The sequence below is a fragment of the Bradyrhizobium australafricanum genome, assembly GCF_020329495.1.
Classification (GTDB): Bacteria; Pseudomonadota; Alphaproteobacteria; order Rhizobiales; family Xanthobacteraceae; genus Bradyrhizobium; species Bradyrhizobium australafricanum.
The window spans coordinates 16,545-40,089 of sequence record NZ_JAGKJL010000056.1 but is presented as its reverse complement, the minus strand read 5'-3'; the positions used below and the strand labels follow the sequence as shown (position 1 = coordinate 40,089).

Here is a 23,545-nt window from a genome sequence, read left to right as displayed (position 1 = left end):
CCGAAGGTACTTCGATCCGGCTTGCTGCCCCTCATGTACCTCTCCTGGCACACCGTTTGTCGATGAGAGTTAGGGTGAACATGACGGCAAAAGCGAACATCACCATACCCCCCGCAACCCAACTTGCCTCGCGCCAGCGCGATGCTTGGACGTAGTCAATGACGTACGCCGACAGCACCTTGGTGCGCCCAGGAATGTTGCCGCCGATCATCATGACGACACCGAATGTGCCGATCGTGTGGGCAAAGCCAACCACGCCAGCCTTGAGGAACTCCAGCCGTGCCGGCGGCAGGCCGACCGCAATGAAGGCGCACAACGGAAAAGCGCGCTGGCTTGCCGCAACTTGCTGCGCGCGGTCGCCCATTGCAACAAAGGCGCTACGGATCGGCTGCACCACCAAAGGGAGCGCCGAGAGAACCGATCCCACGACGATTCCCGCAAAGGTAAATGCGAGCGTGTGCTGGCCCCAGAAAGAGGCGAGAAGCCCGCCAGGTCCGTTCGGGCCGAGCAGGACGAGGACGCAGAAACCGAGCGCCGTTGGCGGCAGCACGAGCGGAAGCGCGATCATCGTCGCTACGGCCTCGCTCAAAACCGTCTTTGACCGTGCGAGCCACCACGCGAGCGGCGCGCCAATCACCAGCAGGATCATTGTCGTCACGCAGGCGAGCTCGACCGTGAGCGCAACGGATTGCCAGACCTCTGGCGAAAGGACATCCATGTGCGTCAGCCCGCCGGTGAGAGCACGTCGCCGTGGCCGCGCAGCGGTCGTCTGCGCGTCCGGCTCGCTGAGGAATTTGGCGCGCATCGCCTTTTGATCGTGTGCAAGCCCCAAGGACGGGACGCCGCGCCTAAGTTCGGCTGCACCGCTCGCAAGATGGCGACCGCATTGGTTGTGTTTACTTCACCGGTCCCTTTTCGCGCCACGACGCGCCTGCGGATCACGGCGCCTGAAGCCCAATTCGCCGCAGTCGTGAGCTGGATTTCTGGAGCCACAGGAGCATTCTCAAGAAGCCCGATCGGGCGAATGCTGTCGCGTGAACAGAACACCTGAAATGTTGCAGTTTGCGTGCCGTGGCTATCGAGCTCGATGCTTGCGTTAACGCTCAACGCGCTCTCGGGCCGTCTCGCGGGCTTCGGCAAGGTGGTACGCTTGTCGTCCGGCACGCGCAATCTCGTGGGGGCCATCACATTTCGCGTCGTTTCTGCGAGCAACAGCGGCATCGCAAACCTCATCGGAAACTCCTGTGACAGGGCCGCTCCGACCGGTCTGACGGCGGCAGCTCCTCGCGCGCCATCCAGCAATCCCCGTGCCGCTTGCAAAATGTGGTGCGCTTTGTGCCTACGCGAGAAAAACCCGCATGGATGTCAGCGACACTGTGCAGTGGACCTAACCCACTGTCGGGTTCCGGGCACCTTTGTATTCAAACAGACAGCGGCGGCAGAATGAGCAGGAGAGCTGGTCGCCCGACAGATGCCGCGCTTTGAATAAAATCGATGCAAATCCTCACGTGATTCCGCATCGAAGTATTAATTTGTTTCTTAGGTGTCTCAAGAACGAGCGTGTATAAGCGCCGAGGCCCGCCAAAGTCTACTGCGAGAATGGACACGACCGAAAAACAAAGGTTTCGGAGTCCATTTCTTATTCGGCTTGCTTGTCGCCAAGGGCAAAGACAGCAGCTGCCGACCATCGTCACCCGGTAATCATGCGCACTGTTCTTTGATAACAGGCAGCATACCGTGGGACATCCGTTAGTCGCCGAGTTCTCGGCCGGAACCTGCTGCCCAAAAAACGTGTTGCAACGAATCTATGGCCCGTCCGGGCGGTGCAGTATATCGACTGTAATGGTGCCGCGGGCTCGAGAGACACATGCACAGATCTTTTCGTTCGCGTGCTTTTGCTGCTCGCTGAAGAAAACGTCGCGGTGGTCGAGATCACCGTCGATTTTGACGAGATCGATGGCGCAGACGCCGCACTCGCCGCGCCGGCAATCCGAAATCACCTCGCAACCAGCCTCATTGAGCACGTCCAGCAATGAGCGATCGCGCGGAACCTCGATCTCAAGAGACCGATCTGCAAGGCGCACCCGGAAACCTTCAGTCGGCAGAGAGCCGCTCGAGCCAAAGGTCTCGTAGCGTAAGTCGGATAGTGCGCGACCTGCATCGGTCCAGGCCCGGCGGACGGCATCGAGCATCCGGATCGGACCGCACAGGAGGGTCAAGGCATCAGGCGGCAGCGAGGCGAACAAGCCATCGAAATCTAGCCTGCGCCCTTCGTTGCCTGCATGGACAATAAGCCGCTCGTTCAGCAATGGGGCGAGAACGTCCAAATAGGCGGCTTGCTCACGGGAAGACACAGCATAATGCAGAGTGAAGTAGGCATTGCGGCGTACCAGCGCCTGGGCCGCCCCGATCAGCGGCGTAATACCAATGCCGCCCGCAATCAGGCAATAGTGCCGGCGTGCCCAGTCAATCGGCAGCAGCGAGGCGGGCGACGTAATTGTCAACCGCGCGCCCGGCGCGAGCGACCACATGTACTGCGAGCCGCCCCGGGAGTCCTCCGCGCGCCGCACGGCGATGCGAAAGCCGGCCGGGTCGGCTTCGCCGACCAAGGAATAGGACCTCGTCTCCGGACGCCCATTGATAGTGACGGCGATATTGATATGGCTGCCGACCGGATAGGCCGCTCCGTCAAAGCTTTCCGGTTTGATCAGAAACTCGCGGATCGAAGGAGTTAGATAGCGCGTCGCGACGAGCGTTGCCGATGTCCAGCTTTCAATGAAGCGCATGGAGATTTCCTTTAATCGCCTGCCATCCTGATGAGCGCCAGTCCTGGCAGCAGGTCAGAATGCGTCTTATTCCTGAGCACCAAGCGCAGATTGCGCGCCGCCACTCGGGCGTGCTCGCGCATGATTGCCTCGGCCCGCGCACCTTCGCGGTTTTCGATTGCATCGACCACGACGCGGTGTTGATCTTGCGCAATCAACAGTGTGTGGCGCGCATCCGGTAGTGTCGATTGGGTCATCACAAAGCCGCTGGGCGAGGCGAATGGTAGCGCCGACGCGCGATCGACCTGCCGGATCAAGGGCGGACTGCGCGACAATTCGGTGAAAAGCGCATGAAAACGCGCGTTGAGCGCGACGTAGGAGGAGAAGGCCTCGACGGAGATTGGATCCTGCCGCACCAGTCCATCAATCTCGTCAAGACATCCTTTTAGAGGCTCAAGATCGCGCGACGAAACACCGCGCTCGGCAGCAAAACGCGCGGCCAGACCTTCTACGGTGCCACGCAGCTCGATCGAATCCAGGACATCTCGTTCGGAGAATGCCTTCACCATGAAGCCGCCAGAAGGGATCGATTCCAGAAGTCCTTCCTCCTCCAGCCGAACCAATGCCATTCGCACCGGAGTGCGCGATGCGCCGGTCGTCTCCACAGCCTGCAACTCGGAGATCCGTTCGCCCGGCCGCAAGTCGCCCGACAGGATCAGATCGCGCAAGCTGAGCTGGGCGCGTACCGTCTGTGAGACTGAGCGGTCAGTGTCGCGCTCGACCATGCCCTACTCCGCGGCCTGACGACCGTGGTGCGGATTCTCGGCCTCGATCATGCGATCTATCAAGCGGCGGGCCCACATCGCGCCGGCATCGATGTTGAGGTTATAGAAGACCCGGTCGGGATTTTCGTCGATCGCGCGCTGCTGCGCCTCGAGAATGACCTCGTCCTCACGGAAGATGCCGGAAACGCCTTGGCGAAGTTCGGTGGTCAGGCGCTGTTCGTTCAGGCGATAATTGCGCACGAAGGCCCAGAAATAATGGCAGCTCGTTTCCGTTTCGGGCGTGATGGTGTTGAGGACAATACCATTGACGCCAGCCGATCGATCGCCTTCGGGCGCGCCGGTTCCTGCGGGCGCCACTCCGACGTCGATATTGATCGTGCACGGCGCCTCGAAACGGATAATCTGCCAGCGGTCCACCGGACCAGGTTTTTGCAATTGCTTGGCCCAAAACGGGGGCGCGGCAATTCCCTTCATCCAGCGCGTTACGGTAGCGGTCTTCTCACCATGGGTGACGTCAAACGGCGCTTCCGTGATTGCGTCATTGCCAATGCTGGCGCCATGCACAAAAGTCTCATGCGTCAGGTCCATGAGGTTGTCGACCACCAGACGATAGTCGCATTTCAGGTGAATGGTGTCACCGTCGCCGGCCCAAGCGGGATCATCGTTCCAGTGCATATCCGGCACCAGGCCCGGGTCGGCTAGCGCCGGATCACCCATCCACAGCCAGACGAAGCGATCGCGCTCGACGACAGGATAGGCACGTACACACGCAGAGGGGTTGATCGTCTCCTGCGAGGGCATGAAGGTGCAGCGGCCCTGCGCGTTGTATTTCAGCCCATGATAGCCGCAGACGACGCTGTCGCCCTCAAGGCGCCCTTTTGAGAGCGGCACCAACCGATGCCAACAGGCGTCCTCCAGTGCTGCCACCTCGCCGTTGGCGCGCCGATACATCACGACGTGCCTGCCGCAGATTGTGCGCGGCAATAGTGCCTGCCTCACCTCAGTATCCCAAGCGGCCGCGTACCAGACATTGGTCGGAAAGCAATGGCTCATGCGCCGATTCCTCACTTTGGGGACACCATCTGTATACATTAATTCGAAACAGGCCGAAAAAGTGACGGATATGCGGGCTCACAGTGGAATGATTGTATACGGAAACGGCGACTTATCGATTCCGCGCGGCCATAACGAAGCATGCGCTGCGCGCACCAAAACAGCTGCCGTCTGAATTCGGACTCGCCATCGCGCACATCCCAGCTGGATCTAGCCTTGTACCGTCGCGGCCTCGTACGGCTATCGGCGAGGTTCCTGGCCTGCATAGGGGCGCAACATCGGGCGTTTCTTAGCCGGCAACACAGTCCCTTTGCCGGGATCGGACGTCGACGACTTGGTGCCTAGATCGGCCCATGCTCTCAAGTCATCCAGTGCGTAGATGACGCGACCGCCGATTTTTCGATACGCTGGCCCGTGCCATATGTGCGGTGCCTCTCGAGCGTGCGGCCGGATAGGCTAAGATAACGCGCAGCCTCCGGCGTACGCAGGAAGCGCGTGGATAGATCTGACATCGGATCGGGCATTTGAGAACTCCAGGTGAGAGGCTGGCCGCGAACAGCGGCACTTTGTCGTGCCACCATCATGGAGAAGCGCGCTCTCTGGAGGGATACCGAATATCGAGGAAGCAACTTTCGGCACCCCGTCCCCTGCGCCTGCCGTCAAGCCTTCTTCTATTTAGCGCCCGCTCCAGCCTACGACATTGGTCAATCACGACTCGCGGCTGCGAAGACGCACTTGCACGGATGGATATCCACTAAGTAATCAGGCGCCTTCGCAAGGCGACGCACAAACGCCCTGCGCAGAAATTCTGCCGAACCATCCGGTTTCACCAGATCACCACTTCTGTACTTGAGTACGCTCACCGTCGTCCGATTGCCGCAATTCATTCGAACTCGCATTCGCAGCCGGAACAAGTCAAATTGGTCTCGTCCTACCTAGCAATGCATTTAGAAAAAGAACGCTCAGAACGCCAAAGCGGAATGATCGCAGCTCCATCGTGACGCCGAGGCGCCCAAACGGCTCAGCGACCGCCCGATGCGGATACGCCTCACGTCGAGCAACCCGCTAGATGTCGCACGCTTCCATCGCATGGATGCCTCCGATCCAAACAATCAATTTTATCAATGGAGCGTACTGTCGCATCATTAGGAATTCTATGCTGAGACGTGCCTCAATTTGCCAGCAAGACGCGGCGATGCTGAGCAACCTTCGCGATCGACCTCACAAATGCCATTCGAAGATTCAAACAGACCTCGTCAGAAGAAAGGCGGCTTATCCGATAGCGACTCGATCGTCTGGTTGGGCCTCTGGTGCAGATCTTGCTTGACGAAGCACGATAACGTAACTGAACGCCTGCCTTTGGAATGACGCGCCGGCTCTCGGAACCGTCTTCTATCGGACACGGCTAAAATGACAGCCTCGTATGATGCCGCCGCCTCTCAACGACGCAGCGGCTCGCATGCGAGTGTATTCGGGAAGGAAGCGTCATGACCACCATGGCAACTGCGGTGCCCGCGCGCGCGCCGCAGACTTGGTATAAAATTCTCTACGTTCAAGTGTTGATCGCGATCGTGCTCGGCGCCATCGTCGGCTGGCTGTGGCCGTCGGTCGCGACCAACGACTGGGTCAAGGCACTCGGTGACGGCTTCATCAAGCTGATCAAGATGGTGATCGCGCCGATCATCTTCTGCACCGTCGCATCCGGCATCGCGCATATCCAGGATGCAAAGAAAGTCGGGCGCGTCGGCATCAAAGCGCTGGTCTATTTCGAGATCGCATCGAGCTTTGCCTTGGTGTTGGGCCTTGTCATGGGCAATCTGGTCCAAATCGGCCATGGTCTTGCGGTCAAACCGGACGCTGCGGCGGTCGCCAATTACGTCAAGCAGGCGGAAGCCTCGAAGACCGTCGACTTTTTTCTCAATATCATTCCCGATACCGTGGTCGGCGCCCTCGCTCGCGGCGATGTTCTGCAAGTGCTCCTGTTCGCGATCCTGTTTGGCTTTTCGCTGATGGCGCTTGGGGAGCGTGGAGGACGGTTGCGCGGCATGATTGACGACGTCGCGCACGCGGTGTTCGGCGTGATCGCCATCATCATGAAAGCGGCCCCGATCGGTGCGTTCGGCGCGATGGCCTTCACGGTCGGCAAGTTCGGGCCGGCGGCGCTCGGTAATCTGATCGGGCTCGTCGTACTATTCTACGCGACTGCGGCGATATTCGTGATCGTCGTGCTCGGCCTGATCGCGCGGATCGTCGGCTTTTCGATCTTCAAATTCATTATCTATATCAAGGACGAGCTTCTGATCGTGCTCGGCACCTCGTCCTCGGAAAGCGCGCTGCCGCAATTGATGGAGAAGCTCGAGCGGCTGGGCTGCTCAAAGCCCGTAGTCGGCCTCGTGGTTCCAACCGGCTACTCCTTCAACCTCGATGGCACCAACATTTATATGACGCTTGCGACATTGTTTATTGCCCAGGCACTCGGAGTCGACCTCACCTTTGGCCAGCAGCTCACGATCTTGCTCGTGGCAATGCTGACCTCAAAGGGGGCAAGCGGCGTCACCGGCGCAGGCTTCATCACACTCGCCGCGACATTGTCGGTGGTCAACCCGGCGCTGGTACCGGGCATGGCGATCGTATTCTCGATCGACAAGTTTATGAGCGAGGTGCGAGCCCTTACCAATATCACCGGCAATGGCATTGCCGCTGTGTTCGTGTCGTGGTGGGAAGGCGAGCTCGACGACGCTACGCTGCACGCTCGGCTCAAGCAGCCCACCGTTTCCAACGGTATCGATACACGAACCTCAAGGAGGTAGGTTCCGGGTCTTATTCGTGATTTCAAGGCACGCTCAACTGAGCGCAGCCAGTTCCGTGGTTCGTTCGCAGTTCAAATCGGCACAGCCGACTTGAACTGCGAGTTGATGCTTTTTTCGCAGGATCTGCGGTTCGCACCACTTGCTTCGTGTCGCGCTCCAACCACGTCTGAGAATTCCACGCAAACGCGGAAGATGAAGTCGTTTTCGACAAATATTTTTTGGCGCGCCGTGGAGTGAAATCTTCCAGCCATCCAAATGCTGGCGCAAGGTCGGCTACAATACGATTCCGACATAACCTGCCCGGACTGACTGGCCAAGGTACTGGGTCTAGCCCACAAAATAGTCGTCCGTTAAGAAGCCGAATTGAGCGGGGCTGGACGGGCGAGCATGCGCCATAGCTGGAACAGGAAGAGGCACAAGAGTTCTCTGAGCTGGATGCGGCGGAAGTTGTGGCCCACGGCCGAGAGGATGACGTTGGCGGCATCTCCTGCGCGGCCCTTGAGGTAGCAGCGTCCGAGGTGACCTTCGGTCTTCAGGTGTCCGATGATGGGCTCGATGGCGGAGCGGCGGCGCAGCTCGCGCTTGATGACACCGAAGACGCCGCGCTTCTGGCCGGAGGTGAAGACACGACGGGGATTTTGTGCGTCGTGGCCGCGGTATCCCTTGTCGACATAGGCCCGCTCGATCGAACAGCCGGTGAGCGTCTCGGTACGGTCAAGGACGTCCCGCAAGGTGTGACCATCGTACGGGTTATCGGGCATCGCCCTGGCGTGCAGCACGAACAGGCCACCGGGAGCCCGGCGGTTGACCATCGTGTCGGCGAGCAGCGGCACCGAGAAACCTGCTGCCGTCACACCAGCATCGCTCGCAAACGCTCTGATGTGCCGATCAACCGCGATGAAATCCAAGCCAACCACGGATGGATAGTCCACAGTCTTCGGTCCCACGCCATGGATCGCGCGTAGCCTCTCTCGGCATCCAGGAAACGCTTCAACGTGATCGGCAGCGTTTGAGCAATCTAGCAATTCGGTGCCGCCCCGATTCTGTTTGAGAATAACGTACTTCGGCTTGCAGCCCGCAAAGGCCGCCGCTACACCAATCACGGTCTGGTCTTTCGTCTTTGCAAACAGTGGGGACGACATTGAAATGAGAACGGTTTCGATCAATCTGTTGACCTCGGCGAGCGTCGCTGGCGTTTCGGCGTCATAGGCCAATCGACGTGCAGGCGAGTAGTAGTTGGCAACATCGCGCACAGGTCTGCCAAACTGAACGTGCCCGGAAAATAGCAGCACCTCCTCCGCGTGCTTCAAAGCCGCCTAAACATCGCGGAGACTGTACGGCTTTTTCGTCCCGCAGCGGGGTGTCGTATTCGATACATTCAAGCGTCGCGAAGTAGCCGCTGGTCGATGTTTCCAAATAGCTTTGAGTCGCCGGCTCCGCGTCAGGTTCTCGACAGCAACTTCACATAGCAGTCCCGAGGGCGACTGGCTGCCGATCGTAATGCAAGAGTACCGCGCGTCGTGGGGGCTTGCACGCTCAGGCTTCAAATTAGGCGTACTTCAAGGGAGAACGAATGAAGTTCCCGTTAACCGACTGGGGGCGTCAACAATCGGGCGGCGCGGGCTCGCAAGAGGGCTCAGCGGCTCCGTCCGCAGATGTAGCCTTTGAGCAGCAGCTCAGGGAGACCGGCAATTCAGGCAGTCGCGGGCTGATACAGCCGCCCATCGATCAATCTGGTGCATCGACATCGGAGGCTCAACGCATCATGCAAGGGAGCGGGCCAGAAGCGACGTCAGCGCCGCATAATGGAGGCGGCTCGGAACGGGCGGATAAGCCAACTGGGATTTTGGTCGGTGGCAGCAAGCGCCCAGTTTATTCTCAGGATGGGTTCATTATCGTGAGACTTGGGCAGGCCCTCATCCAAGGGGGAGCTGCGACAAGCACTGCAAAGAAACACGTAAAAAATCTTCTCACTCTCGACCGCTGGCTCTTTGAAAATAACAAGGGCACTATTTTTGCCCGGCTTGCTGACGAGTCGCTGGCCGCGGATGTCACCGATTTCGTAAGAAAGGGTGATCCTAACAGGTTGCGCGAGGTTCGCAGGGCGCTAGACCATCTCCGGACTTCTGAGTCATCGGGCGGAATCGTGCCGATCACAGGCGTCGTCAAGCTTACTCCTTATCCCGAGGACGTGGCTCTCATCAAGGAGTACAAAAACGAAGAACGGACACATACTGTCCAGAACTATGCAAGTGTTCTTAGCAGGTTCAGTGACTACCTACGTGAAAAGAACAAAGGCAGCATTGCTGGCCGTCTTTCCAATAAGTCGCTGGACAAAGATGTCAGCGACTATAAGAAAGAGCCCGATCGTAACCGGCAAATCGAGTCTGCGCTGGCTCATCTTCGAAAGTCCCAAGCGGGCTCTCAAGCGATGGAACTTGAGCCCCCAGTTCCCCCAGTTCCTTCTTCTGAACTCGCGATCCTGATTGACCCCTCCGCCCTTGGGAAAGCCGCTGCGCACCAAGGCGCATCGCAGGGAGCTGTGGGGTGGCCAGAGGTCCTTCGTGCAGAAGGGCACGATGAGGATCGAGCTTTGGGCACGATGGACGAAGCCGGCCCGTCGTCGACGCTTGAGCCAACCGCACAGCTCGCTGCATCACCACCAGACCCGCAGCCCATCATGCAGGCGAGCGGGCATGAATATGGTGGGGCGATCCCCGGCGCTTCCGCGCTCCAGCCGGACCAGTCGCCTTGGGGTTTCGTCGGCGGTATCAAAAGCCCTCTCTATTACCGGGATGCGTCGCTTATCAATGGACTAACGCCAGCACTCATCAAGCGCGGTTTCAAACCGCGCACCATCGTGGATAATGTCAGAGCTCTTGCCAGATTGGGGCGTTGGCTCCTTAAAAACAAGAAGCCGGAAATTGCTACTCGGCTTAACGATGAGTCGCTGGATGAAGATACAAAGGCGTTCGACAAGACTCCGAACCGGTCTATCCTTAAGGCATTAGGTCATCTTCGGGCCTCCCAATCGGAAAGCGGAGACACGCCGATCGCAAGCCGCGATGACTCGAATCCCTTTGGGGGCGAGCAGCAGGCCCGCGACCCCGGCGAGGCCTTTCGCTCCTCGACCTGGCGCCATGAGCACCATCAGGACTCCCATGAGCTGTTGCATGCGCTTAATTTAAACTCCGTCCCGCCAGGCGAGCAGGCGCTAATCAACTATGAGCCCCGAACACTAGAGTTCACGGCGGCGAAGAGGCGGAGAATCTTAAGTCCGCAACGCCTCACCATGACCTTGCAGTCGGCCAGCCCAGTTAGGGCCTTTGAGCGGCACCTGGGCGAAATCGCCAATTCAGGCCCGCCGACGCCTCCCTCCACTGATTCAGTTGGCGCACCGCCATCCGAACCTCTGCTGACGCAGGTGAGCGGGCACGAATACACCTCGGCCTCGCACGGTGGAGGCGATGGAGCGATGCTGGGCGCCTGGCCGCTGCAGCCGGGCGAGTCAACTGGGGTTTTCACAGGCCGCAGCGGGGAGCCTCTTCATTCTGAAGATGCGCCTCTTGTCGAGCGGCTGATGGCGGCGCTCGTCAAGAGCGGGTTCAAGGAGAGCATTGCCAAGCATCATGTAGATAATCTTCTGAGACTCGGCCGATGGCTTTTCAAAAACAACAAGCAGGGCATTGCCGAGCGTCTTTACGATCGCTCCCTGGACAGCGATGCAGCCGAGTTCAGGAAGAAGGGCGAGCAAGCCATCCTGACCTCGCTCGGTCATTTGCGGGCCTCGCAGCGTGCGGGCGGATTAGTGCCGAACGCAAGCCGGGCGATCCCGTCCGCCGCCGATGCCGACCTCATCAAGAAGTATAAGTCGGCTATCATCACGGAGCGCAAGAAGGAAGCGGCAACTGCGTATAAGTATGCAACTGCTCTTAGCAGCTTCAGTGAGTATCTGCGCAATAACGCAAGGCCTGGCATCGCTGGCCGCCTCGACGATCAGTCGTTGTACGAGGACCTCTGGCGCTACGAGGCGACCCCTCGTCATCACCCGAAAATTGGTGCGGCACTAGCTCACTTGCGAAAGTCAATGCTTGGAGCCGAAGCGGTCGAACAACACATTCTCACGGTTCTCGATCCCGAAGACGAAGCGCTAATGGACGCAATGCGCCCGGCAGAGGCCGCTGCGCAGGACACCGCGCTGCAGCGAGCAGTCAGCTGGCCAGAAATCTTGCCCGCGCAAGACCAGAATCTATCTTCGGGCATCATGGACGAACCCAGCCCGTCCTCCTATCTTGCGCTGCAACCAGCCCGAGTGGGCCGCAGCGCCGACCTTCTCTATTCTGAAGACGTTCCTCTTATTTTGGGGCTTGAGGAGGCGCTTCTTAGGGGCGGAGCGGCCGAGAGCACTGCCAAGAAAAATGTCGATCATCTTCTCGGCTTCGGTCGATGGCTTTATGCGAGAGACAAGCCCGGAATCGCTGATCGGCTCGATGACGACTCACTGGATAAAGATATCGAGGGGTTCAAACCGAAGCGTGGTGCCGCGAAAGTCCGTAAAGCGCTGGCTCAGCTGCGGACCTCGCAGGCGGGCGGAGTTGCGCCAGTGGCGGGCCACCCTGACCTGAATCTTCATCCCGACGACGCTGCACTCATCAAACAATACAAGGAACAGGCGGCGGCCACCGGTAGCTTAAGTACTGCCAGGAACTATGCAAGTCTCATTGCCAATTTCAGTCATTACCTGCGCAAAAACGACAAGCAAAGCATTGCTGCTCGGCTTGGCGATGGCGCGGTGGATGAAGATGAGTCGCTAAATAAGGATATCAAGCTCTACAGGCAGTCCGGTGGCCACAGAGCGATCGGCGCCGCATTGGCGCATCTGCGGGCCGGTGCGGGCAAACTTGGCCCCTCACCTCTATATGCGGAGGATGAGCCGCTCATTTCTAGGCTTGAACTCGCGCTCGTCACGGCGAACTACGAGAAGATCACTGCCCAAACCAATGTACGAATTCTCCGCAGATTCAGCCGTTGGCTGCTAGCAAACGAAAAACTACCAATTGCGTTCAGGCTTTACGATGAGTCGCTGGACGCCGACGCCGCAACGTTCGACAAAAGTGGCAAACGGTGCGCTATCACGGCACTGGATCATCTGCGAGCCTCACAGCCGGCAGTTTCTGCTCCTGAAGACCCGCTTCTGCTGGACCAGGTGCGCGTTGCGGACGCGGCTGCGGAGCACGACAGGTCGGCAGGAGGCGTCAATTCGGCCACCGGCTTTTCCGTGGAAGATTCCGACCAGGATCTCCACGATCTATTGGCGATGATGCACGGAGCCGGCACCTCGTCGTCTCTGGAACCAATCGAGCGCCATCCCGGAGCACTAGGGCCCGGAGAGCCCTCAGGTCAGTTGAACTGGTCCCACACGTACCCGGTGGCTGCGCACGAAGTGATCGATGTGCTGGACTGGAGTGACCTCCTGGGGGACGAAGTTCTCATCAACGATGGGAATGACACAGGGGAGCCGAGAGCAACGAAGAGACAGAGGATCCAAAATGATCCAGAGGGCGTTTTCATTGAGCGCCGGTTGAGCCAGATCAGCGGATCAGGCGCTCGCGCTTTAGTGCAGGCTTCGGCCGATCAACCGGCTGCCTCGCTATGGCAGGCGCAGCGTAGACATGAACACGACCAGGCTCCGCATGCGCTCCCGAGGCACGTTAGGGACGCCACTGCGCAGCCGCCCGGAGTTGTGAGCTGGCCATTGCTCCTCCCCGAAGCTTACGATCAGGATGTCCTTTGGCGGATGGTGGAAGAATGCCCGCCATGGTCCGGGATGGCGTCCTCTGAGCACGTGCAGACGGTAGAAAAAGCTGGACGGCAGGGACCAGCCGGGTCCACCTCCACATGGTCGCTCCAGATGGCGTCCAATTTTGATTGGAGTATGTGGCCGAACCCGGAAACCGCGCCAGCGTTGTCTGTCCGGGCTCCGTCGCCAGACATCAACGGCCATTCTGGGTCTCTGGTTGATTCGCTACCGCACGAACTGCGTGATGATGCTCACTTTGCGCCGGTGCGCATTTCGTCTGACGCTCAGATCGGGGCTGTGGATCGAGCAAATGCGCTCCACGGCCGCAGCATGCTGGTGCTCGGCGCCATGGAATGGCTCGGCGACGAGCATATCACGACGGATTACGCGCTCCTGCAAGAGGAGCTGCAGAGGGATAATCCGGATCTCGCCAGCCAGACGCGCTTCGTGCAGCCCGCGATAGCCCATCTGCTGCGCTTGACCGAGAACAAGAGGGACCTGCAGCAAACCAAGCTGGGAATCGTGAATGACAAGGATGATAAAGATACCGCCAACTTCCTGTTCGTGCCAGTGAACGACGGGATTGTCAGTGGCGGCGGCGCCCATTGGTCGCTGCTGCTCGTTGACCGCCGTCTGCCGGGAGGGGCGGTTGCCTATCACTACGACTCCGCCCGGGGATACAACGACGCGCCTGCAGCAGACCTCGCAGCGAGGCTCGGCGCTCGCCTGCAGTCAGCCCGCATCGCCCAGCAGCAGAACGGCTATGATTGCGGCGTCTTTGTCCTGGACGGCACGCGGGCGCTGATTGGACGATTGAACCAAGGAGAGCGGCCACAGCACGAGGCACTGCACCTCGTCAACCTTATCGCTGATCGGCAGGCACTCCAAGACCGACTTAGGCGCTGTATGGCGCGACAGACAGGATGAGAGCGCGTATTGCCTCACATATCGATGCTCCCGAGTGCGGTCGGTTGCCTCATTTATTTTGCTTCTCGACCTCAAACCATTTTCGCAAATCTGGCGTTGCCCTGATGAGCGAGTCGGGACGGCGCCGGCCTCTTTTCGCTTTCACGATTGGCCGATCCGTCGGTCGCATAGCTCCGTCCTTCCAGGCGGTTCGTAGGCTTGCAAGAAAGAGATCGATCGATAGCGTTGCCGCAGCAGGATGGTCGATTGGCTGTGTATCCGCGAGCGCCGCGAGGCGCTCCTGTGCGGCGCGGATATCGTGCAGCAACGCGACCGAGTCGAGAGCGGCATAGATTTCCTGGAGATGGGCGCGAACCGCTTCGGGCGTGCGAGCGTCGGCAGCCAAGCGCTGGTGTGGCGTTGACGGCGCGCTGTACGTCTTGCGCACACGCGCACCGTGGCGCTGTTTGGCTATTAAATTGAACGAAGGCTGGAAGAAATTCACGAACAGCCGCGCCGATCGGTAGAGTTCAGCCAGCAGTGTAGCCGCCTCCAGGCCCTCGAACCGACGATAGCCGATCATCCTGCGCACGACCGCGCCGTTCTTCTGCTCGACGAACGCCTGGTCGTTCTTGCGGTAGGTCCGGCAACGCGTGAAGACGATGTTGCCCGCATCGCAGTAGGCCTTCAGCGTCTCGTTCATAAATACGGTGTCGTTGTCCGTATCGAGGCCGAGCAGCGCAAAAGGCAATTGTTTGCGCAATTCCGTCAACACCGTACTCAACAGCGTCTGTTCGCGCACGATCAGAGGGGCGCACTCCGTCCAGCCGGTAGCAATGTCGGTGAGCACGAGGGTCTGGATGAAGCTGCCGCGCGCCGATGGACCGCTATGCGCTACAAGGTCAGCCTCGACGAATCCCGGCGCCGGATCGTTCCAATCTGCCGACGTCCGTATTGGAACACTGCGACGCAACGAGTGCGTCGCGGACCGATGGCACTTACTTAATAGCTTGGGGGACGCCTTGCGTCATGCGGTCGGTCGCCATCGTCACGATCTAGCCGCAGCGGTGCAAATCATGGCCGCCGCAAAGACTCCGATCACCGGCGTTTCCGCGCCAGCGCCGGGCCTTGCACAATTACGAGCGGATAGACGAGCTACGCGACGCGAACGTTGGCATGAAATTTGTCGCCTCCGCGCGCAAGGTTGTCCGACATCCGGGATCGGCAAACTGCTCGGTGTCGACAGGCGCACTGTCCAGCGCTGGCTCGCCGCCGGCGGCGAGCCAGAGCATTCGCGTCCTCATAAACCCTCGCATCTTCTCGCGCCCTTCGAGGCATGGCTTGAAGCGCGATGGGCCTCAGGCAGCGGGCGGGTCAGCAGCTTTGGCGGGAGCTTCAGTAGCAGGGTTATACCGGAAGTCGGGTGACGATAGCGCGATGGGCCGCGAACAGGCGTGAACGTGAAGCCCCGGAAGGAGCAGCACAACCGCCCCCGACCTGGAAAGCTCCTACACGTCGTCGCTGTGCTTGGTATTTGAGCCAGACTCTGGATCAGATCGATGCTGAAGCCAAGCTGTTTCTCGGACACCCGTTTGCGCAAGATGACGTTGGCGGCATCTCCTGCGCGGCCCTTGAGGTAGCAGCGTCCGAGGTGACCTTCGGTCTTCAGGTGTCCGATGATGGGCTCGATGGCGGAGCGGCGGCGCAGCTCGCGCTTGATGACACCGAAGACGCCGCGCTTCTGGCCGGAGATGAAGACGCGACGGGGATTTTGTGCGTCGTAGCCGCGGTATCCCTTGTCGACATAGGCCCGCTCGATCGAACAGCCGGTGAGCGTCTCGGTACAGTCAAGGACGTCCCGCAAGGTGTGACCATCGTACGGGCTATCGGGCATCGCCCTGGCGTGCAGCACGAACAGGCCACCGGGAGCCCGGCGGTCGTTGGTGACTATGGAGGCCTTGACGCCGATCTATGGACCACGCCCGCGTTGCAAGTGGAATCGACAAAGGGATGAAGCGGTTTGCGCCAATCTATCCGGCTTCACTTTGGGGCTGTTGCCCCGAGCCATCATGGATATCCGCCCACTTCTGTCCTCAATAACTCGCCGGCCTCAAGAAGGGCCATGGAGTCGAACCACGCTTCAGAAGTGTCGGTGGAACCGTTTCTCCATTCGTCCTTTCCGTCTCGCAAACCTCGGCGGGTTATTGTGCCTTCCGATCGGACCTTGAATCTTCCTTTCCGGCCCTGTTTCTCATGCGCTGGGGCCCAAGAGGCTGGCGTCGTAGTCACGGCCCTTTGTGAGCATGCTCCAGGCCATGCGCGCGAGTTTTGCGGCCAGGGCAACAACCAAGACATTAGAGTGGAGCCGCTTGGACGCTGCCTCCAGCCAGGCTCCGAAGCCATGCCGCGGCCAACTCTGACGCTGCAGAAGTACGGCTCTGGCACCTTGAATGAACAGCGTCCGTAGGTACCGATTACCGCGCCTCGATATGCGCCAGAGGATGGTTCGATCACCGGTCGAGATTTGCTTCGGTACCAGACCAAGCCATGCGGCAAAGTCCCGGCCCTTATGGAAGGCATCACCGGTTCCGATGGCGGCGACCATCGCGCTTGATATGATCGGCCCGACGCCGGGCGCACTCATTAAGCGGCGACAGTGTGGATCGGCTCAGCGGGAGGGCGAACGCCTCCTCCAGTACAGGCTGGCCCCCGATCTTGCGGCGGATGTCGCGGATGATCCGGCCCAGCCGGCTGCGCAAGATACGCAACTGCCGCTGATGCCGCCTGAACTGTTTGGCATGGGCGTAGCGGCCCGCCATCATCGCGGCGGCCTTGGCCACGCGAGAATAGGATTGCCGCAGCCTGACGCCGTGTCTTCTAGCCAGGCGGTTGAGGCCATTGATGGCCGCATGCAGCAGCTTGGCGTCGGTCGGAAAGGTGATGGCCTTCGGTTGCACCGTGGTGTCGACCGTGACCCGCTGGAGGTCTTGGCCACGTAACGCGCCGGCCTCGTGTGCCGCCCGCAGGCTCTCGGCCAGCAAAAGCTCCAGCTTGTCGCCGAGCCGCTTGCGCCAGTGGCTCAGGTCCGAGCGCTCGTGCGGGAAGACGTGCTGGAAGAACTCTTCGCCGGTGAAGAACTGAAAATACGGGTCATGGACCCAGCGTTCGCAGACCCCCTCATCGGACAACCCGTAAATGTGCTTGAGCAACAGCAGCCCGATCACGAAGCGGGTCTCGATCCCGGGCCAGCCGTTCTCGCTGTAGAGGGGCGCGATCTCGCCGTCGATCCAGTCCCAATCGACCTTGCCAGCGAGCAGAACCAGCTCGTGCTTCATGTTGATGATCTGGTCCAGCCGTGCCCGGAACAGATCGTTCGATCCCGTCGTCTTATGCTTCTTCGGCCGCATCGTCCCCCCCTCCGATGCAACACAGAGTCATGGTCCGCAGCGAAGGGAAATCCATAAAACGAAATTGCAGGGTTTGGGCTTCTCAAGCCCCCAATCCCTGCAATCTCAAATGCCTCCGCATCCGAAAAACAGACTCCCGCTCAATCGCTTAGAGGCTTGTTCACGGACGACAAAATAGCTTGGTGCGCGGCCACTTAACTGGCTCTTCCGCCCGACGAGCGGTTCTCCAGCTCAGCCATCCGTTTGTTCCGGTGCGCGTTACGGCATTACGTCGGGGCGGGTATGATCACCGTGGACCGGCTTGGTACTTCCACCAGGCTAAGATGGATCTTATCGAAGTAGCGTCACGGCGCTCCACGACTTAATCGCGGTTCTTTACGAATTTGACGACGACGTGCCTCTTTGTTCAGCGTTAGCGTCTTTGTGGAATTGATGTAGCTGTTGTGCACGTCGTTGGAAGTGCCTTGGCGCCACGCAGCTGTGTTCGGCCGCGACGTCCGCAGCCTCGGCCGCCCGACAAGCGATTATCGACAGCGAAGGAAAACGGACATCTGCGACCTGACTGTACGCGGGTCAGCGCGCCATATGGAAAGGTTTAGAACAACTATACCTACGTTTGTAATGCGCCTTTCTCCGGCTCGTGCTGAGTTCAGCTGCAAGCAATTGACCCGGAACATTGGCGAGCGTCCCTTGGGGCCGAAAGATTGCCCCATTTTTGCCTAAATGTTATAACTCTCCCGCCGGAGAAAGGCCGGACGGTCAAAGAATGTATAACCAAGTCAATAATTTCAAACGTTCAGCTACACAGTTCACATTCGGCAGCATAACGCTGGCGGTAGTGACGTTGGCCTCCTTGTACCTTCAAACACATTTCGCTGCGACGGCGTTCGGCTATCTGCTGGTAATATTGCTGTTTTCGTTGATCGGCAGCTTTATTGCATCATCTGCCCTTTCCATCTTGGCCATCGCTGCTTTGGCGTACTACTTCGCGCCGCCCGCGTTCAGTCTTGGGATCGACGACCCCCAAGTTCTTCTGGTGGTTGTCGCTTTCTTTACTGTCTCGATTGTCGGAACGCACCTGATTGGAAAGATCCGCCAGGAAAGAGAGGCCGCGCGTGAGACTGCGGCCGAACTCCGGCGCAGCACTGCCGATTTGAAAGACCGTGAAAAGCGGTGGCGTGCAATCTTTGAGCACAATCCCTCCATGTACGTCATGGTCGACGAAGCCGGTACCGTCCTCAACGTCAATACGCTCGGCGCGACACAGCTCGGCTATGCGCGCTCCGAACTGATCGGTCAATCTGTCCTGGGAGTCTTTCTGGACGAGGATCGCGCGTTCGCCCGCAAATGCATTCGGGCCTGCCTTGAAGATATCGGTCAATCGCAAACCTGGGAGGCCCAGAAAGTTCGGAAAGACGGCTCGGTGTTGTGGGTACGTGAAAACGCCAAAGCAATGCTCTGGGCCGATGAGCGGCCCGTTGTCCTCATAGCCTGCGAAGATATCACGGAGCGAAAGCGGACCGAACTTGCCCTGCAGCGAAGCGAAGCACATTTGGCTCAGGCGCAGGAGTTGAGCAATACAGGCAGCTTCAGCTGGAACGTCGCCACCGGCGAGGCCTTTTGGTCAAAGGAGCTGTTTCGTATTCTACAGTTGGATCCGCAGACGGCTCCCGCGCCGGAACTGATCGTCGCGCGCACGCATCCAGACGATAGGGCCTCAGTCCAAGAGACCATCGATCAAGCGATGCGAGATCCAAAGAGCTTCGAGCATGAATACCGGTTACTGCTGCCGGATGGATCGGTGAAGCACATCCATGCGCGGGCACGCACCACGAGAACCGCGACTGGTGACATCGAGTTTGTCGGGGCAGCGACGGATATCACGGCTGCAAGACTAGCAGAACAGCAGTTGCGCCGCAGCGAAGCCTATCTGGCCGAAGCCCAGCATCTCAGTCACACGGGTAGTTGGTCCTGGGACGTCTACCGTCTCGATTTTATCTATCGCTCCGCCGAGGTCGATCGCCTGTTTGGCTTTGATCCGCAAGAGACGGTGTCGATAGAGACCGTTCGGTCGCGTATCCATCCAGACGATCTGCCGCGACTTCAGGAAGTGCAGCGACTGGCTAGAGAAGACAAGGAAGGGCGCTTCGAGTACGATTTTCGAATCCTTATGCCGGATGGCTCGATGAGGCATATACATTCCGTGGCCCATGTGGTGGTTGGCAGCGACGGCAATGTCAGCGAACTCATCGGAACACATATGGATGTCACTGAGCAATATGCAGCCAGGGAACGTCTGGAAAGCACACTTGCCGCGCTGCGCGAAAGCGAGCAGCGCTTTCGCGACTACGCCGAAACAGCCTCCGACTGGCTCTGGGAGACCGGGCCAGATCATCAGGTCACTCGCTTGTCCGAGCACACCAGCGCTGCGGGAATCCTGGCGACAGGATTGATGGGTATGCTTCGCTGGGACATTGCGTGCGACGTCGAAGAAGAACCTGAGAAGTGGCGGCAGCATCGGGCGAGGCTGGAGGCGCATCTGCCGTTTCGGGATCTGCTCTACCGCACCGTCAACCGGATGGGATCTCCGATCTACGTTCGAACGAGTGGCAAGCCTTTTTTTGATATCGACGGTAATTTTCTCGGGTACCGGGGCGTCAGCACTGACATGACGGCTATCATTCGCGCAAATCAAGCCGAACAAGAGTTGCGAAAGGCACAGGCAGAGCTCGCACATGTGACGCGCGTGACCACCCTGGGAGAGTTGACAACGTCCATCGCCCACGAAATCAACCAGCCACTCGCCGCTATTATCAGCAACGCCGACGCGTGCCTCGGTTGGATGAACCGCGAAACCCCTGATCTTTCCGCCGCGCGCTCATCGGTTGAGTGGATAATCGAAGACGCAATCCGAGCAAGCGAGGTGATCCGTCGCATTCGCGCACTTGCGAAGAAAGGCGAGATCGAGATGCTGCCGCTCGACATCAATGACGTCGTTAAGGACGTCATTGCGCTTGTGACACGTGAGCTGATTAGTCACCAGGTGACGTTAAAAACCGATTTGACGGTAGCGCTACCCGCAATCCTCGGAGACCGGATTCAGCTGCAACAGGTGATTATCAATCTGGTGATGAACGGAATCGAAGCGATGGACGCAGTTACGGACCGGCCGCGTGAACTAGTGATTCAGTCATCTAGCGACGATATGGGGCACGTGCGGCTTGCCGTGACTGACAGTGGCATCGGCATCGCCGAGAATGACGTCGACCGAGTGTTAGACCCATTTTTCACGACAAAATCGAGCGGCCTTGGAATGGGGCTTTCGATCTGCCGCTCGATTGTGGAGGCTCACGGAGGGCGTCTTTCGATCGTCTGCAAGCAAGGGCCGGGGGCCACCTTTCGGTTTGACCTGCCGCTGCACAAGGAGATCGTGTCATGAGTGAACGCTCCAACTCCCAGCGCGAAGGCAGCAAGGCCGAGGCGTCGGCGCATGCGATCGTCTTCGTTGTTGAAGATGACGTCTCGATGCGTCGGTCGCTTACGAACCTTTTCCAATCCGTGGGCCTGGACGTCGTTGCATTCGGATCGGCCCGAGAAATGCTGCAGAGCAAACTTCCCGACGTTGTTAGCTGCCTGGTTCTTGATGTCCGGCTGCCAGGCTTGAGCGGCCTTGAGTTTCAGACTGAGCTAGCCAAGGCGAACGTTCATATTCCCATCATCTTCATTACCGGCCATGGCGACATTCCCATGAGCGTCAGGGCTATGAAGGGCGGAGCGGTCGATTTTCTCACCAAACCGTTTCGGGATCAGGAACTGCTGGACGCCGTAGTCGCAGCGACCGAACGCGATCGCAAAAGGCGCGAAGACGAGCAGACCATCGCGAAGCTGAAGTCTCTATTTGAGACCTTGAGCCCGCGCGAGCAGGCGGTGATGAAACTGGTCGCTACCGGATTAATGAACAAGCAGATAGCCGCCGAGCTGGGGCTCGCCGAGATTACGGTCAAGATCTACCGTGGACACGTGATGAAAAAGATGCGCGCCAGGTCGCTGGCGGATTTGATCAGAATGACTGAGACGCTGGGAATCCGCGGTAACCGCCCCGAACAAACCTAAGTATGATTTTACAATTTAACCACTCAAGCCCACTTTTCGCTCAATGGTGGCTAGTGCCTCGGCAGCCGCTAGTCCCGTGCCAGGAGAGCTTGTCTTGTCCACGCCTTTGATTTCTGTCGTTGATGACGACGCATCGGTCCGTGCGGCGACAGAAAATCTTCTGAAATCGCGTGGCTACGTCGTTCAAACGTTTGCGTCGGCCGAGGAGTTCTTGAGGTCGCCGCGGTTGAACGAGACCTCCTGTGTAATTACCGATGTGCAGATGCCGGTTATGAGTGGGTTGGACCTGCTGGCGGAAATGCGGACCCGTGGCTATGGCGTGCCATTCATTTTTATTACAGCCTTCCCCAATGACCGCGTGCGCGCCTCAGCCCTGAGCGCGGGAGCGACTGGTTTCTTGGCCAAGCCCTTCGCCGGACATACGCTGATCGAGTACCTCGATGCCGCACTGAGTGAGAATGGCGACGGCGCAGACGCTTGAAACAATCAGCCGACCGCCGACTTTTGTCCGGTCTGGGCGCCTCGCACGAGAGCCGATCTTTGGCCAACCGAGCCCGCTCCCCTGTCGTTAGATTACCGTTGGCGCGGGCTGGGGCTCTTATTAGTTTTGTACGAGTCCTGTCGGACTGCCACTCCCGAGTGAGTCAATTTTAAACCCACTGAATGGTGAGATTGTATCGCGACCTCGGACCAACTTTCCAAGGTCAGGCGAAACCACTGTGAACGGCCACGGCAAAGAGATCCGATCACGTAGGCACACGGTACAACTGCTCGAAAACTTGTAGTCAGCTTCTCGTCAGACAGTCTGACTATCAAGTCCCGCTCGGCCTTGGTGGCCCTGACACTCAAGACAACTTTCTTGGATGGGAGCGCAAACGTCCATGTACAATCGACTAGATGGCTCACCCAGCTTTCCATGGATGGGTAGTTCCGACTTTGATGGAATGACACAAATTGAAACCGGCGGTACGCAGACAGATCAAGACCGACGCTTCGAGGACGTCTTTTCCAGTTTGCAGATAGCGCCACAAACAGCTTATGCCCGTTCAACTTCGGCAGCAGCGCGGCCGTACTCACTAGCTGCCAAACCACCTGTCGTGAAGATCTCAAGCACCTCATTTCAGGAACTGTTGGAAGATTTCTATGGGGATGAAGTCCAGCATATCGCGGCCAATCCCCAGCAATACTCGCGGTCGGTGGCATTGAAGGCCGAACGAGCTGCGGACGTCGCCTATAATCATGGCAGGAAGGTTGGTTCGGACGACGCACGACATTTCAGCTATCAATTAGGAAACAAAAGCGTTGGACTTCTCCGAACGGAAGGAGGAGCTACCGTCGATGATGTGTTCAAGGAGGAAACCGCACGCGCCCGCTGGCAGAAACAGTTTCCCGGACGATCGGACATAACATCGACAATAGACTTTCGGGTTACGCATCCCCTGGTCGACAATGCAGGCGATATCTTGCTGGAGTATCAACTTCGGCTTGATGGCGATGAGCCCTTGGTCCTTTCTCACCCTGTGAATCCGGAAGCAAAAGCCCGTGCGGCAGCGTTGGGTTTTGTTGAGATAGGTGACTCGCTGATGGTCCTTGATCCTACCCAGCATCCCGACAAGTGGGGTAAGAATAGCCAAGGAGAATGGCAGCGAGAGAACAAACCTCGATTTTACCTTTCCAAAGCGGCGGAGAGCGAAGGCAGAGGCGCGGAACGTTCCGAGCGTGCAGGAAATACCTCGCCGGATTGGGAGGATGATGACTTTATGTAGGGGGACGTTTTGGCGCTTCGCGAGGCACGATACGCCCCCGCGAAGCTATCTGCATTCTGTATCACTTTAGCTCGTCAGTTCGGCATGCGCGAGGATTGGAGGTAGGACGAGGCTATTGGTGATTCATCAGGCATATCCGT

The 23,545-nt window shown here is 58.8% G+C and carries 11 protein-coding genes and 6 pseudogenes; 7 read left to right on the top strand and 10 right to left on the bottom strand.

What is annotated here, in order from left to right:
• Nucleotides 1-31 precede the first annotated feature (31 nt).
• From J6525_RS35345 to J6525_RS35325, 5 genes and pseudogenes are all read right to left on the bottom strand, one after another.
• Complete coding sequence (locus J6525_RS35345; protein WP_225648119.1) at nucleotides 32-718, bottom strand: molybdate ABC transporter permease subunit; 687 nt, start codon at nucleotides 716-718, stop codon at nucleotides 32-34.
• Between the two features lie 1,087 nt (nucleotides 719-1,805).
• A complete protein-coding gene (locus tag J6525_RS35340) occupies nucleotides 1,806-2,786 on the bottom strand; it encodes a PDR/VanB family oxidoreductase (protein WP_225648105.1) in 981 nt (326 codons plus the stop codon).
• A gap of 11 nt (nucleotides 2,787-2,797) precedes the next feature.
• Entirely contained in the window at nucleotides 2,798-3,550 is a 753-nt protein-coding gene (locus J6525_RS35335) for a GntR family transcriptional regulator (RefSeq protein WP_225648104.1), read from the bottom strand.
• 3 nt (nucleotides 3,551-3,553) lie between these two features.
• Entirely contained in the window at nucleotides 3,554-4,603 is a 1,050-nt protein-coding gene (locus J6525_RS35330; RefSeq protein WP_225648103.1) for an aromatic ring-hydroxylating dioxygenase subunit alpha, read from the bottom strand.
• 240 nt (nucleotides 4,604-4,843) lie between these two features.
• Nucleotides 4,844-5,127, bottom strand: a pseudogene (locus J6525_RS35325) (helix-turn-helix transcriptional regulator).
• Between the two features lie 963 nt (nucleotides 5,128-6,090).
• On the opposite strand from J6525_RS35325, the gene dctA reads away from it, so the two are divergent.
• Nucleotides 6,091-7,413: a C4-dicarboxylate transporter DctA gene (gene dctA, locus J6525_RS35320; RefSeq protein WP_225648102.1), complete on the top strand. Its 1,323-nt coding sequence runs from the start codon at nucleotides 6,091-6,093 to the stop codon at nucleotides 7,411-7,413.
• 350 nt (nucleotides 7,414-7,763) lie between these two features.
• Here the strand turns inward: dctA and J6525_RS35315 are convergent.
• Nucleotides 7,764-8,219 (bottom strand): annotated as a pseudogene (locus J6525_RS35315) (transposase); the annotation flags it as partial.
• Between the two features lie 767 nt (nucleotides 8,220-8,986).
• Here J6525_RS35315 and J6525_RS35310 point away from each other — a divergent pair.
• Complete coding sequence (locus J6525_RS35310) at nucleotides 8,987-14,140, top strand: Ulp1 family isopeptidase (protein ID WP_225648101.1); 5,154 nt, start codon at nucleotides 8,987-8,989, stop codon at nucleotides 14,138-14,140.
• Between the two features lie 64 nt (nucleotides 14,141-14,204).
• Here J6525_RS35310 and J6525_RS35305 read toward each other — a convergent pair.
• A pseudogene (locus J6525_RS35305) lies at nucleotides 14,205-15,113 on the bottom strand (ISNCY family transposase); the annotation flags it as partial.
• An 82-nt stretch (nucleotides 15,114-15,195) separates the two neighbouring features.
• On the opposite strand from J6525_RS35305, the gene J6525_RS47920 reads away from it, so the two are divergent.
• Nucleotides 15,196-15,546 (top strand): helix-turn-helix domain-containing protein, encoded by a 351-nt coding sequence (locus J6525_RS47920; protein ID WP_446471735.1) that lies wholly within the window; start codon nucleotides 15,196-15,198, stop codon nucleotides 15,544-15,546.
• 170 nt (nucleotides 15,547-15,716) lie between these two features.
• On the opposite strand, the pseudogene J6525_RS47915 reads toward J6525_RS47920, so the two are convergent.
• The 3 pseudogenes from J6525_RS47915 to J6525_RS35290 form a co-directional block, all read right to left on the bottom strand.
• Nucleotides 15,717-16,085: pseudogene (locus J6525_RS47915) on the bottom strand (IS5/IS1182 family transposase); the annotation flags it as partial.
• 285 nt (nucleotides 16,086-16,370) lie between these two features.
• A pseudogene (locus tag J6525_RS35295) lies at nucleotides 16,371-16,784 on the bottom strand (transposase); the annotation flags it as partial.
• Nucleotides 16,777-17,526, bottom strand: a pseudogene (locus J6525_RS35290) (IS5 family transposase); the annotation flags it as partial. The pseudogenes J6525_RS35290 and J6525_RS35295, both read right to left, overlap by 8 nt.
• 766 nt (nucleotides 17,527-18,292) lie before the next feature.
• Between J6525_RS35290 and J6525_RS35285 the strand changes: the two are divergent.
• From J6525_RS35285 to J6525_RS35270, 4 genes are all read left to right on the top strand, one after another.
• The gene (locus J6525_RS35285; protein WP_225648100.1) at nucleotides 18,293-20,965 is read left to right on the top strand and encodes a PAS domain S-box protein; all 2,673 of its coding nucleotides are present in this window, start codon (nucleotides 18,293-18,295) and stop codon (nucleotides 20,963-20,965) included.
• Nucleotides 20,962-21,639: a response regulator transcription factor gene (locus J6525_RS35280; RefSeq protein WP_057018013.1), complete on the top strand. Its 678-nt coding sequence runs from the start codon at nucleotides 20,962-20,964 to the stop codon at nucleotides 21,637-21,639. The genes J6525_RS35285 and J6525_RS35280 overlap by 4 nt, the downstream gene beginning before the upstream one ends.
• Nucleotides 21,640-21,733: 94 nt before the next feature.
• Complete coding sequence (locus J6525_RS35275; RefSeq protein ID WP_176937262.1) at nucleotides 21,734-22,120, top strand: response regulator transcription factor; 387 nt, start codon at nucleotides 21,734-21,736, stop codon at nucleotides 22,118-22,120.
• 400 nt (nucleotides 22,121-22,520) lie between these two features.
• A complete protein-coding gene (locus J6525_RS35270; protein WP_225648099.1) occupies nucleotides 22,521-23,405 on the top strand; it encodes an Effector protein NopP in 885 nt (294 codons plus the stop codon).
• Nucleotides 23,406-23,545 lie beyond the last annotated feature (140 nt).

Coding starts and splice junctions, on each gene's coding strand:
- J6525_RS35285 (WP_225648100.1), top strand. CDS start 18,293: ATGTATAACCAAGTCAATAATTTCAAACGTTCAGCTACACAGTTCACA.
- J6525_RS35335 (WP_225648104.1), bottom strand. CDS start 3,550: ATGGTCGAGCGCGACACTGACCGCTCAGTCTCACAGACGGTACGCGCC.
- J6525_RS47920 (WP_446471735.1), top strand. CDS start 15,196: ATGGCCGCCGCAAAGACTCCGATCACCGGCGTTTCCGCGCCAGCGCCG.
- J6525_RS35270 (WP_225648099.1), top strand. CDS start 22,521: ATGTACAATCGACTAGATGGCTCACCCAGCTTTCCATGGATGGGTAGT.
- J6525_RS35330 (WP_225648103.1), bottom strand. CDS start 4,603: ATGAGCCATTGCTTTCCGACCAATGTCTGGTACGCGGCCGCTTGGGAT.
- J6525_RS35280 (WP_057018013.1), top strand. CDS start 20,962: ATGAGTGAACGCTCCAACTCCCAGCGCGAAGGCAGCAAGGCCGAGGCG.
- J6525_RS35340 (WP_225648105.1), bottom strand. CDS start 2,786: ATGCGCTTCATTGAAAGCTGGACATCGGCAACGCTCGTCGCGACGCGC.
- J6525_RS35345 (WP_225648119.1), bottom strand. CDS start 718: ATGGATGTCCTTTCGCCAGAGGTCTGGCAATCCGTTGCGCTCACGGTC.
- J6525_RS35310 (WP_225648101.1), top strand. CDS start 8,987: ATGAAGTTCCCGTTAACCGACTGGGGGCGTCAACAATCGGGCGGCGCG.
- dctA (WP_225648102.1), top strand. CDS start 6,091: ATGACCACCATGGCAACTGCGGTGCCCGCGCGCGCGCCGCAGACTTGG.